The sequence below is a fragment of the Listeria ivanovii subsp. ivanovii genome, from assembly GCF_900187025.1.
Lineage (GTDB): Bacteria > Bacillota > Bacilli > Lactobacillales > Listeriaceae > Listeria > Listeria ivanovii.
This window is the reverse complement of the sequence record NZ_LT906478.1, coordinates 2,721,591-2,734,345: the sequence shown is the minus strand read 5'-3', so window position 1 is coordinate 2,734,345 and position 12,755 is coordinate 2,721,591. Positions and strand designations below refer to the sequence as shown.

Annotated in this window: 12 protein-coding genes; 7 read left to right on the top strand and 5 right to left on the bottom strand. The window is 40.2% G+C overall.

The window, feature by feature from the left end; translation table 11 throughout:
- Window positions 1–29: 29 nt before the first annotated feature.
- The 3 genes from CKV67_RS13650 to CKV67_RS13640 all read right to left on the bottom strand — a co-directional run bounded on the left by CKV67_RS13650 (window position 30) and on the right by CKV67_RS13640 (window position 2,197).
- Window positions 30–332, bottom strand: a complete 303-nt coding sequence (locus tag CKV67_RS13650; protein WP_003722042.1) for a PTS sugar transporter subunit IIA — start codon at window positions 330–332, stop codon at window positions 30–32.
- Between the two features lie 36 nt (window positions 333–368).
- A complete protein-coding gene (locus CKV67_RS13645) occupies window positions 369–1,676 on the bottom strand; it encodes a PTS sugar transporter subunit IIC (RefSeq protein WP_014093864.1) in 1,308 nt (435 codons plus the stop codon).
- A 137-nt stretch (window positions 1,677–1,813) separates the two neighbouring features.
- The gene (locus CKV67_RS13640; RefSeq protein WP_077905844.1) at window positions 1,814–2,197 is read right to left on the bottom strand and encodes a PTS sugar transporter subunit IIB; all 384 of its coding nucleotides are present in this window, start codon (window positions 2,195–2,197) and stop codon (window positions 1,814–1,816) included.
- 175 nt (window positions 2,198–2,372) lie between these two features.
- On the opposite strand from CKV67_RS13640, the gene CKV67_RS14925 reads away from it, so the two are divergent.
- From CKV67_RS14925 to CKV67_RS13605, 7 genes are read left to right on the top strand one after another with little or no spacing between them, the layout of a single operon-like run.
- Window positions 2,373–2,462 (top strand): potassium-transporting ATPase subunit F, encoded by a 90-nt coding sequence (locus CKV67_RS14925; protein WP_032363911.1) that lies wholly within the window; start codon window positions 2,373–2,375, stop codon window positions 2,460–2,462.
- The gene (kdpA, locus tag CKV67_RS13630) at window positions 2,459–4,144 is read left to right on the top strand and encodes a potassium-transporting ATPase subunit KdpA (RefSeq protein WP_014093862.1); all 1,686 of its coding nucleotides are present in this window, start codon (window positions 2,459–2,461) and stop codon (window positions 4,142–4,144) included. The genes CKV67_RS14925 and kdpA overlap by 4 nt, the downstream gene beginning before the upstream one ends.
- 11 nt (window positions 4,145–4,155) lie before the next feature.
- The gene (gene kdpB, locus CKV67_RS13625; RefSeq protein ID WP_025280117.1) at window positions 4,156–6,201 is read left to right on the top strand and encodes a potassium-transporting ATPase subunit KdpB; all 2,046 of its coding nucleotides are present in this window, start codon (window positions 4,156–4,158) and stop codon (window positions 6,199–6,201) included.
- 14 nt (window positions 6,202–6,215) lie between these two features.
- A complete protein-coding gene (gene kdpC, locus CKV67_RS13620; RefSeq protein ID WP_014093860.1) occupies window positions 6,216–6,773 on the top strand; it encodes a K(+)-transporting ATPase subunit C in 558 nt (185 codons plus the stop codon).
- Between the two features lie 19 nt (window positions 6,774–6,792).
- Window positions 6,793–9,489, top strand: coding sequence for a sensor histidine kinase (locus tag CKV67_RS13615; protein WP_025280116.1), 2,697 nt, complete (start codon window positions 6,793–6,795; stop codon window positions 9,487–9,489).
- Window positions 9,479–10,174 carry a response regulator gene (locus CKV67_RS13610; protein WP_014093858.1) on the top strand — a complete coding sequence of 232 codons (696 nt, stop codon included), beginning with the start codon at window positions 9,479–9,481 and terminating at the stop codon, window positions 10,172–10,174. The genes CKV67_RS13615 and CKV67_RS13610 overlap by 11 nt, the downstream gene beginning before the upstream one ends.
- 37 nt (window positions 10,175–10,211) lie before the next feature.
- Window positions 10,212–11,024: an alpha/beta fold hydrolase gene (locus tag CKV67_RS13605; protein ID WP_014093857.1), complete on the top strand. Its 813-nt coding sequence runs from the start codon at window positions 10,212–10,214 to the stop codon at window positions 11,022–11,024.
- On the opposite strand, the gene CKV67_RS13600 is transcribed toward CKV67_RS13605, so the two are convergent.
- Complete coding sequence (locus CKV67_RS13600) at window positions 11,025–12,251, bottom strand: Y-family DNA polymerase (RefSeq protein ID WP_032363909.1); 1,227 nt, start codon at window positions 12,249–12,251, stop codon at window positions 11,025–11,027.
- A 42-nt stretch (window positions 12,252–12,293) separates the two neighbouring features.
- On the bottom strand, window positions 12,294–12,635 hold the full coding sequence (locus tag CKV67_RS13595; RefSeq protein ID WP_025280114.1) for a hypothetical protein: 342 nt from the start codon (window positions 12,633–12,635) through the stop codon (window positions 12,294–12,296).
- Between the last annotated feature and the right edge of the window lie 120 nt (window positions 12,636–12,755).

Genomic DNA, 12,755 nt, shown 5'->3' with positions numbered 1-12,755 from the left:
CAGAATAACGACGGCTGGTCTTTTTGGTTTTATTTATTCTTATACAGGTCAACAATTTCTTTCGCTAAATCTTTGAAAGTAATTGCATTCATTAAGTGATCTTGTGCGTGAACGAGTAGAAGGGATACTTCTGTTTTTTCGCCACGTGCTTCACCTTGTATAAGTTTTGTTTGAGAATGATGCGCTTCAAGTAGTGCTTGTTCAGCTTGCGCGATTTGTTCGTCTGCTTGGGCAAAATCGCCTTTTTTAGCGGAATCAATTGCTAACATAGCGTCACTTTTAGCATTACCACCGAACACGATCAAGCTCATAATTGTTTGTTCTAAATCCATCTGTAAACACGTCCTTAAAGATTTGGTTTTAAAAAATTATTCAGCAATAACGCCTTCAGCAGCAAGTGCTTCTTTTTCACGACGTAGCTCTTGAATTTGAGCAATTTTCGCGAATGGAAGGAAGATTAGAATAGATAATCCTAAGTTTACAGCAGCAAGTACGCCACCAGCGATACTTTGTGTTGCAAGTGCTCCACCGATAATTGGTGGTGTAGTCCAAGGAGTTACAATTGTACAAGCTGGTACTAGACCAATAGCTGTTGCAATATAAGCTACAGTTACAAGTACAAGTGGTGCCACGATATACGGAATGAACATAATTGGATTTAAGACGATTGGAAGACCAAACATCATTGGTTCATTAATGTTGAAAAGACCTGGCGCTGCAGACAATTTAGAAACTGTCATGTATGCTTTATGCTTACGTGCTACGATGAAGATGGCAATGATTAAACCGATAGTTGCCCCAGTTCCGCCTAAGTTAACGAAAGAGTCAAAGAAAGGTTTGTTAACGATGTAAGGAAGTTCTTTTCCTGCTTCTAGTGCTTTTACGTTAGCTTCGATAGCTGGAACGTTAATTGTTTGCATGAACGGATCGATAATATTCGCACCGTGTAAACCAAAGAACCAAAGGAATGAAGAAACAAATGCCAAAATAAGTGCTGCTGGCAAGGAGTTTGCAAGTCCCATAAACGGTTCTTGTACTAATTCATAGAAAGAAATAACTAGATTAGTCACACCAGCTGCTTGGAAGAACGCAGTGATAAGACCAAAGATAGATACAGTAATCATTGCAGGAAACAACGCTGCGAATGAACGAGAAACTGCTGGTGGAACACCATCAGGCATATTGATAATTAGTTTTGGACTACCACTTAAGCGAGTGAAAATTTCTGTAGAAAGAAGTGCGATAATTAATGCTAAGAAAAGACCAGTTGATCCAAGACCGCCAGTATTAGGTATACCATCTGCACCTGGAGCAATTGCGCCAATAGTGAAGAAAGTAGCAACAGATACTACTGCGGAAGAAAGCGCATCTTTGTCGTATGATTTAGCTAAGTTGTAAGCTACAGTGAAAGCAATAAGCAATCCTAAAATAGCGAAAGTACCATTCCAAACGTTTCCGCCGAATGCTTGCCAAGTTCCTTCACCAAATAAGTTATTCATGAACTTTTGGTATGCTGGAATCGGGAAGTTATTAATTAAAACAGCGAAAGAGCCTAGAATCATTAGAGGCATTGTTGAGATGAAACCATCACGAATTGCTACTAAATGACGTTGCCCACCAATTTTGGCTGCGTAGGGAATGAAATATTTTTCCATAAATGCGATAAAACCATTCATTTTTTATTCTCCTTTTTTGAGGATAGAGTAATAGCACGGTTTAAGATAAAAACATAATTTCTAAATCTTGGTGTTACTACTATACCTCTTCTAAATTTTTTATAATTTTCAGCTAGCTAGCTGTAATTACCCTCTTTTTACTTCATTAAATCTAATGCTTGTTCTAAAACTTTGTCGCCTTTCATCATTCCGTAGTCAACACTGTTAATAACAGCTAACGGAATACCTTTTGGCTCCAATTTTTTCTTCATGTTTCCTTCTAAAAAACGTACTTGAGGTCCAAGTAGTAACACATCGATTTCATCTAAATGGTTAGCTGCTTCTGCTTCGGCCACTGCAAAGATTTTTGCTTCTATACCTTGTGCTTCTGCTGCTTTTTCCATTTTAGTAACTAATAAGCTGGTAGACATACCTGCTGAACATACTAGCATGATTGTTTTCATAATTAAATTCCTCCTCTGAATAATACTCTTAACACTTAGTATATATGCAAGTACCGTGCCAACTTTAAATGTGGCTATAAAAGGGTTTTCATTTACTTTTTTGCTTACACATTGAATTTTAATGTGTGTAAATTTTACACACGTAGGATTATTAACGGAATCTTTATGCGTCCGGTTACAATCTTAACACTGTCTTTACACGATTCTTGTTAGGATTAGTGGTGGAAAGAGTACAGTGAAGGGGTGAACGGAAATGGGTGTTGTTCTAGTTATTGCTGGAATAATTGGTTTAAGTTTGTTGGTATATTTATTCTATGTATTATTTCGAGGTGAAGATTTATGAAGTATATAGTGATGCAAGATTTATTTTTCCTTCTATTATTATTAGCGTTAGCAGTGCCTCTAGGAATATATATGTATAAAGTAATGATAGGTGAAAAAGTATTCCTATCAAAAGTGCTTGAACCAGTAGAGCGGTTTACTTATCGTTTGATGGGAGTGAATGGGATCGGGATGTCTGCAAAGCGGTATGCTGTTTCAGTACTTGCTTTTAGCGCTACCTGTTTTTTGTTTGTGATGGCCGTATTGATGTTGCAAGGGGTCTTGCCACTTAATCCGGAAAATATGTCGGGGCTTAGTTTTAGTCTTGCCTTTAATACGGCGGCGAGTTTTGTTTCTAATACGAACTGGCAAGCCTACTCTGGTGAAGCGGCTTTATCTTATTTCTCTCAATCCATTGGTTTAACTGTACAAAATTTTGTTTCAGCGGCGACAGGAATTGCCGTTTTATTTGCGGTAATTCGAGGCTTTATATGGAAGAAAGAGAAAACGATAGGTAATTTTTGGCAAGATCTATTTCGAGTAATACTGTATATATTACTGCCACTTTCGCTTATTTTAGCAATTCTTTTAGTTTCCCAAGGTGTTGTGCAGTCGTTTGCTGATTATTCAGTGGTTGAAACACTTGAAAATGGTGTGAAGCAGGTAATTCCACTTGGTCCTGCTGCTAGTCAAATTGCAATTAAACAACTGGGAACCAATGGAGGCGGTTTTTTTGGAGCCAATTCAGCTTTTCCATTTGAAAATCCATCTAGTTTTACTAATTTATTAGAAATGCTCGCAATTTTATTAATTCCTGTAGCTCTAGTTGTCATGTTTGGGCGCGCGGTAAAGGATAGTAAGCAAGGGCGTGCGATTATGACGTCGATGATGATTGTTTTTGTCATTGGTGTGGTTGCAATTACGATTTCAGAGCAATTTGCGGGTCCGAGCTATTCGGGAGTTGCCACTTCTGGAAGTATCGAAGGAAAGGAAGTAAGGTTTGGCGTCGGGGGTTCAAGCTTATTTGCGGCTTCGACAACAGCGGCTTCTAATGGGGCGGTAAATGCAATGCATGATAGTTTGACACCGCTCGGGGGACTCGTGCCAATGTTCTTTATGCAACTTGGTGAAGTGATTTTTGGTGGCGTTGGTAGTGGACTTTATGGAATGATTGGCTTTATTATTTTGACAGTATTTATCGCCGGACTTTTAGTTGGTCGGACGCCTGAATATTTAGGCAAGAAAATTGAACCCTATGATATGAAAATGGTCTGCTTACTAATTTTAGTGCCGCCACTATTGACCTTATTTGGTACGGCGATTGCGGTAATGATGCCAAGTGTGCAGGCGTCTGTTTCGGCAAGCGGGGCGCATGGGTTTTCAGAAGTTTTATATGCTTTTACCTCGATGGGAAATAATAATGGTAGTGCCTTTGCTGGGTTTATGGCGGATACAACATTTACAAATATGGTCGGCGCAATAATGATGTTGCTCGCTCGGTTTATCCCACTTATTGCTGCACTTTACTTGGCACAAAATATGGCAGGGAAAAGCCCGGTTGCCGCCAGTAGCGGAACTCTATCGACAAAAAATGGCATGTTTATTGGACTGTTAATTGGCGTAGTGATTTTAGTTGGCGCACTTAGTTTCTTACCGGCGCTTGCACTTGGACCGATTGTGGACTTCTTTACAACTTTCAAATGAGGTGAATGGAAATGATGGAAAAAGGTATTTGGAAAGATGCGCTAATTCAGTCGATGAAAAAATTGTCTCCGAAGTTGCAAGTGAAGAACCCAGTAATGTTGCTCGTTTATATAGGAGCAATTTTGGCGACCGGGCTTTATTTTCTTGGGCTTTGGGGGATTTCGGATGAAAAGTCTGGTTACACACTCGCGATTGCACTTATTTTATGGTTTACGGTGTTATTTGCTAATTTTGCAGAGGCGATTGCAGAAGGACGTGGCCGTGCGCAGGCAGATAGTTTGAAGCTGGCACGAAAAGATGTGCTTGCTCGGAAGTTAAAAACCGTAAGTGACAAGTCTGATATTATCGAAGTAGCTTCTAATGATTTAAAAAAAGGGGATATTGTATACGTACTAGCAAATGAACAGATACCGATGGACGGCGAAGTTATTGAAGGGGCAGCATCGGTTGATGAAAGTGCGATAACTGGGGAATCGGCACCGGTAATACGTGAGTCAGGTGGGGATAGGAGTGCTGTGACTGGTGGAACAACACTTGTTTCAGATTGGCTTGTTATTCAAGTGACAGCAGTCTCAGGAGAAAGTTTCTTAGATAAAATGATTGCGATGGTGGAAGGCGCCTCTCGGAAAAAGACACCAAATGAAATTGCCTTACAGATTTTGCTTGTAACGCTTTCGATTATTTTTTTAGCTGTTTCAGCAACACTATTACCATTTACGGAATTTGCGAGTAAACAGGCAGGATCAGGATCGGCGATATCAATTACAAATGTGATTGCCTTGCTTGTTTGTTTGGCACCAACAACAATTGGAGCACTACTTTCTTCTATTGGAATTGCTGGAATGAGTCGTTTAAATCAAGCCAATGTTTTAGCGATGAGTGGCCGGGCAATTGAGGCTGCTGGAGATGTTGATGTACTTTTATTAGATAAAACAGGGACTATTACGCTTGGAAATCGCAAGGCTAGTGAGTTTTTGCCAGTGGAGGGTGTAAGTGAACAAGAACTAGCGGATGCAGCCCAACTATCCTCTATTGCTGATGAAACTGCAGAAGGGCGGAGTATTGTTGTGTTAGCAAAAGAACGGTTTGATATCCGTGGCCGGGATTTTGCTGAGATGCACGCAGAATTTATTCCATTTACCGCCACCACGCGAATGAGCGGCATTGATTATCAAGGAAATACGATTCGAAAAGGTGCTGCTGATGCCGTGCGCACATATGTTACGACAAATGGAGGCAACTATCCACAAGAATGTGATGCAATTGTGAGCAAAGTCGCTGGTGCTGGTGGAACTCCGCTTGTTGTAGTTCGTAATAACAAAGTGCTAGGTGTTATATATTTAAAAGATATCGTGAAAAATGGTGTAAAAGAACGTTTTCTTGATTTGCGGAAAATGGGTATTAAAACAATAATGATTACTGGTGACAATCCGATGACTGCGGCCGCAATTGCAGCAGAAGCAGGTGTAGATGACTTTCTAGCAGAAGCCACTCCAGAAGCGAAATTAGAACTAATTCGTCAATATCAGCACGAAGGTCATTTAGTTGCCATGACTGGTGATGGAACAAATGACGCACCCGCACTTGCTCAAGCGGATGTTGCAGTTGCAATGAACACGGGAACACAAGCCGCTAAAGAAGCTGGTAATATGGTGGACCTTGACTCTAGCCCAACAAAATTAATCGATATCGTTCGAATTGGAAAACAGCTTTTAATGACTCGAGGGGCCCTAACGACATTTAGTGTGGCTAACGATTTAGCTAAGTATTTTGCGATTATTCCCGTTCTTTTTTACGGGATATTCCCAGAACTTGCTGCACTAAACTTAATGGGCTTAACTAGTCCAACAAGTGCAATCTTGTCCGCGATTATTTACAATGCAGTGATTATTATCGCCTTGATCCCGTTATCTTTAAAAGGCGTTAAATACCGTGAAATGCCTGCTGGGAAACTGCTTAGCCGAAATATGTTGATATATGGACTTGGCGGTTTGATTGCACCATTTATTGCGATTAAATTAATTGATATGTTATTAACTATTTTAGGAATCGTCTAAGAGGGGGAGAAAACATGAAAAGATTTATGCAAATTTGGAAGCCGGCAGTAGTTGGTTTTATCATTTTAACATTTGTATGTGGCGTTGTTTATCCCGGTGTGGTAACAATTATTGCAGGTGTAGCTTTTCAGGACAAAGCAAATGGCAGTATAATAGAAGAAAGTCATAGTAAAGTTGGTTCGAAGGAAATTGGCCAAACCTTTACGAAACCGGAATATTTGATTGGGCGGGCGGCGAGTGATGGTGCGGCAACAAACCTTAGTCCAACTAGTGCGGAACAAAAGCAATTAGTTGAAAAAAGAATTGCTTGGTGGCAGAAATTAGATCCTAAGAATAATCGAGTGATACCAATGGGCCTTGTGACAGCATCAGCAAGTGGTGTTGATCCAGATATCTCTAAGGAAGCAGCTGCTTATCAAGTCGACCGGATTTCTCGAGTTCGTGGAATTTCTACCAAAGTGGTGAAAGAAATAATAGATGAACATACGAGTGAGCGATTGCTTGGATTTTGGGGTGAGCCAACTGTGAATGTATTGCAGGTGAATTTGGCATTAGATAATTTGAAAAGGTAAATAGTTGGAGGCGAAAAATATGGAGACGAATCGTCCAAGTCCAGAGGAGCTACTGTTGAATTTGCAAGAAGAAGCAGATTCAACAATGGGGAAATTAAAAATATATTTTGGATTTGCAGCGGGTGTTGGGAAGACGTATGCAATGCTAAGTGATGCCAAAGATCAACTCGCTAGTGGCGTGGATGTCGTGGCGGGATATATTGAACCGCATGCCAGGGCTGAGACGTTAAAAATGCTCGAAGGAATCCCCGTTATCCCCCCTAAAACTGTCAATCACAAAAATATATCGCTAAAAGAATTTGATTTGGACGAAGCGTTAAGACATAAACCAGAACTCATTTTGGTAGATGAACTCGCACATACAAACGCAGAAGGTGTACGTAATAAGAAGCGATTTCAAGATGTGGAAGAACTTTTGCAAGCGGGGATAGATGTTTATACGACCGTAAATGTCCAACACATCGAAAGTCTAAATGATATCGTCGAAGGCATTACTAAAGTTACTGTTCGCGAAACAATCCCAGATTATGTTTTTGACGAAGCAGACCGTGTAAACCTAATTGATATTGAACCAGATGAACTTTTAAAACGCTTGGAACAAGGCAAAATTTATCGGCCAGAACGTGCGAAAAAAGCGATGCAGAACTTTTTCACTCGAGAAAATTTGAAATTGTTACGAGAAATTGCGATGCGTAAAGCGGCTGACCGGATTAGCCATGAATACGACCAAAGTGGCGTTTATCCAGAAAAACGGGCTAGTAGTAAATGGCTAGTTTGTATTAGTGCAGCTCCATCGTCAGCCAAACTTATTCGCTGGACTGCACGTACGGCCGAAGCTTTCCGAGCACCTTGGACAGCTCTTTATATTGAAAACGAAGAAAATGATTATATGTCAAAACAAGAGAAAAAGTGTCTTCGCGAGACAATGGAACTGGCTGAACGACTTGGTGCGGAGATTGTTACGCTTGCAGGACACGATATTACAGAGACAGTAGCTGAGTACGCACGTTTGACCGGAGTAACAAATATTGTCGTCGGGAAATCGCGTCGTCGTATGGGGCTGCGTTCGCTGTTTGAAGACGATTTTGAAGATCAGCTTATTAGCCATTTAGATAATGTTGATATGCATATTATTCCTTCAAGCAATCCGGAAATGAAAAAACGCCGTATGAAAATGCGTTTTAAAAGTTTCTTAACATGGCACGATATGGCAAAAATGGTTCTACTACTTTGTTTAGCAACCGCAATTTGTATTGGGCTTAGTGAATTTGGCATTGGTGATCAAAATGTCATTATGGTATATATATTATCAGTTTTAATCATTTCTAGAGTGACGAGTGGCTATGTATATGGTGTTTTAGGCTCAATTATTGGAGTTATGTTGTTTAATTTCTTCTTTACGTCGCCACAGTATACTTTTAATACGATTCAAGCAGGTTATCCAGTAACATTTGGAATTATGTTGCTTGTTGCGCTGATTACAAGTACGTTAACCGTCCGAATCAAAACTCAAGCAAGTCTGGCGGTTGAACGCGAACGGCGAACGGAAGTCTTATATGAAATCAATAAACGTCTGCTAGTAACTAGGAATTTAAAAGGTATTATCGACCTCACAAATGAATATATTGTACATTTGTTTGGGCGCTCCGTTATTTTTTATTCTACTAATCCAGCTAAAAGTAATAAAGGGATTTTTGTTCAAGCAGAAGGTAAAGAAGATGCAAGTGCGCTCTTAAATGCAGACGAAGAAGCTGTGGCACACTGGGTTTTCAAAAACAAGAAAAGAGCAGGTGCAGGAACCGACACATTAATGGGCGCATTTGGTTACTATATGCCAGTGATGTCGCAAGGGAAAGTACTTGGAGTTATCGGTGTTTCCTGCTCAATGGAAGAAGGTCCGCTGACGCAAGATAACCGGATATTCTTACGGATGATTAGCTCGCAAGTGGCACTAGCACTCGAACGGCAATATTTGTCAGAAGAACAGCGTCAAATCATCATCGAATCAGCCAAAGAGAAAATGAGAAGTAATTTGCTTAGAGCTATTTCGCATGATTTAAGAACGCCGCTCACCGGGATTATTGGGGCAAGTTCAGCACTCCTTGAGAATGAAGCCGAGTTAGACAAAGCAACTCAACAGAATTTAATTAAAGGAATTAAAGACGATGCCGGTTGGTTAATTCGAATGGTGGAAAATTTGCTTTCTGTTACGCGAATTAGTGAAGGCTTGGTCCGTTTGGAACGAGAACCAGAGGCTGTGGAGGAGATTGTTGGTGAGGCAGTTGGACGGATAAAAAAACGCTTTACGGACCGAAATATTCATGTGGAAGTACCTCGTGATTTACTGATGGTTCCGATGGACGGGACGCTTATTGAACAAGTTTTAATTAATTTAATGGAAAATGCCCTTCGTCATGCTGGTCCAGATGCAGAGGTTTGGGTGGATGTGACAAAGACAAAAGAAAGTGCGATATTTAGCGTTCGTGATAACGGAACGGGTATCCCGGAAAATCGTCTGACCGAGTTATTTGATACTTTTGCAGTAGAAGCTAGAGAACGATCGGATATGTCGCGAGGACTTGGTCTAGGCTTATCGATTTGTATGTCAATTATTCGAGCGCATGACGGGACACTTGAGGCGAAAAATAATGAACTTGGTGGAGCCACATTCTGGTTTACTTTACCACTGGACGGAGGAGACGAAGATGAACAGTAAACGACTTGTACTAATTGTGGAAGATGAAGAGGGCATCAGCAACTTTATTTCAGCGGTTTTGACTGCAAGTGATTATGCAGTGATTAAAGCAGTGAGTGGAAAAGAGGCACTAGAGCAAACTGCAAGTCATTCGCCTGACGTGGTATTACTTGACCTTGGTTTGCCTGATATGGAAGGGTTAGACGTCCTTCAAAATATCCGAGTTTGGTCAAAAGTGCCGATTATTGTCGTGTCAGCGAGGGACCACGAACGTGAAAAGGTAACTGCACTAGATCTTGGTGCGGATGATTATATTACGAAACCATTCGGGACATCAGAACTATTGGCACGAATTCGGACAGCGCTTAGGCACATTCAACCAAGTAGTAAAGAAACGCCCAATGATGCGACCATTCAAATTCAAAACCTTTCTATCGATGATGCCAGGCGCCTTGTTAAAATAGATGATACAGAAATCCATTTTACACCGATTGAATATAAAATTTTGTTACTATTAGCTCGTCATGCTGGAAAGGTACTAACACATGACTTCATTATTCGTGAGATTTGGGGACCTTATCCAAGTGAAAATCAAGCCCTCCGAGTAAACTTGAGTAATATTAGACGAAAAATCGAAAATAACCCCGCTGAACCTGTCTATATTTTGACAGAAGTCGGGGTTGGGTATCGAATGGTGGAAGAATAATATGTTATGATAAAAATAAACGCAAGGAGGAGTATTTATGCATAAAACAATCCGCAGCGTAGACGTTTATTATGAACAATATGGTGAAGGCATCCCGATAATAATGATTCATGGTTTTTCGCCTGATTCTCAGTTAATGATTGGCTGTATGGAGCCAGTTTTCGATAAAAAAAGTCCGTTTTCGCGTATTTATTTAGATTTACCGGGCATGGGGAAAACCGAGAATTATGACTCCATTCAAAATGCCGATCACGTGCTCACACTGCTAATTGAATTTATTGAAGCAGTCATTCCTGATGAAAAATTTATTCTTGCTGGAGAATCTTACGGCGGTTATTTAGCCCGCGCAATCGCTGCAAAATGCCCTGACCGAGTGCTTGGTATGCTACTTATCTGCCCAGTAATTTATCCGGAAAAAGAGAAAAGAACCTTGCCTAAGCAAGAAGTAATGTATCAGGATGAGGCATTTGTGCGGTCATTATCTAAAGAAGATAAAGCTTACTTTTCAAAAAGTGGTGTTATTTTAACTTCTAGAAATTGGAATCGCTTTTTGGCAGAAGTGATGTCTGGAATAATTCATGCAGATGGTGAATTTTTAGATAGGCTAGCTCAGAATTATGCACTTAGTTTTGATCCAGATGAAAATGCTTCTTTTGATGTGCCAGGATTATTCTTATTCGGTCGTCAAGATGATCATGTTGGTTATACAGATGGGCTTTGTTTGCTCGAAAAGTATCCACATGCTTCCTTTACTATTCTTGATTTTGCTGGGCATAATTTACAAATTGAGCAAGCGAAAATATTTACAACAATGGTGCAAGACTTTTTATTCCGCGTCAAACCAGAGTAATTACCCTTTGTGACCACCAACCATTTCGGAACGTTTTAAGCCAGTTGCACCATTTAACAAACTGCTCGCATGCATCAAAGACTTAAAGCCATAGCGCATCCGAATTTTATCAACAGTTACTTCAAGCTGTTCGTGGTTTAATGTGTGAGTAACATCTTCAAATAAGTTTAGTTGTAATCCTGTTTTTAAAGTGATTTTACCGCATGAAATTGCAATCGAACGGACTGGCTCGTGTTCGTCGTAACGCCTAAATAAATCTATAAAATAAGGAATCAGCACATGACTACTATTAGTAGAAGGGATTTTAGCTTGGTGGCTAAATCCTTTTTTTATGCTGTATTTACTGTAGCCGATGCTTAAATGAATCACGGAAGTATCGACATGATGTTGTCGTAACCGCATGGCGACTTCTTCTACCATTTCGCGGATAACAATCTCCACTTCAGCAGGAATGTGATAATCTTTCTCGAGAATTTGACTTTTACCATAACTTTTACTAAGAGGCTCATATTTTTCGTTTAAACGGCTGTAATCAATTCCGTGCGAATGATAATAAAGTTGCTCGCCAATCACCCCCATCGCACTTTTTAAAACTGGTGGCGGTGTTTGGCTAAGCTGAAACATGCTGAAAATACCCATTCTTTTAAGGTGCGCGGCTGTTCTTTGCCCGATTCCGCAAACATCTTCTAAATGCTTGATTTTCCAAATAGTTTCCGGGACATCCTCATAACGCCATTCAGCAATTCCATCTGGGCGGTTTTTAGCAACATTGTCTAGTGCAAGTTTAGCCAGAAGGGGGTTGTCGCCAATGCCAATGGTTACATAAAGTCGCAATTCTTCCAAAATATCACGTTGGATTTTCCGGACAATCTCATCCGTTGTTCCAAAGAGTAAATGTGACCCGGTGATATCTAAAAAGCACTCATCAATACTATAAACGTGAATAAATTCAGCAGGAACATAGCGCCTGAAAATGGCTTGGATCATCGCGTTTACCTTTAAATAAAGTTTCATTCGTGGTGGGGCGATAATAATTCGCTTATCCCAAGTAGGTAGTTCATACATTCTTGAGCCGGTTTTAATATGATGTTCGGATTTCATTTTAGGTGTGGCAGCTAAAACAAGGCCACCAGACCGTTCAGCATTACTCATGACAACTAAATAAGTCTCTAGCGGATTTAACCGGCGTTTGACGCATTCAACAGAGGCGAAAAAACGATTTAATATCTATACACAAAATATCTCGGCGTGGTGCACGGCTGTAGTCCTCTACTTGTACCATTTTTCAACACTCCTTTCTTCTACATTTCTAATCGCAGAAAAGGAGAGTGGAATAGTACCTTCCGAGGTTTTAATATAAATAATGTTGTTTTCGACTCCAGAAATGCGACCGATAATATCTTTTTCAGGAGCTGCTTCTGGGTCTAGTGTTTTTTTTTGAATAACGAGCATAGAACTATGTGTCATCGCACTACCTAGTACATCCTCAATTGCTTCTGTAGTCATGGATTCTTTCCACGTTAAGAGTGGTTCTGCGGTTTTCATTGCTTCGGTATGCTCGCTTAATAAAAAACCGCCCCATTTCTTCATGCCGCGATCTTGGTAATCCATAAGATAACACCTCCAATAATTCTAATAAGTAACAATGGTTTATATACATTATACGAACAAACGTTCTTGCTTGCAATGTGTAATTATCCTCATTTTTGATGTGAAAAAGGGAAGAAATTA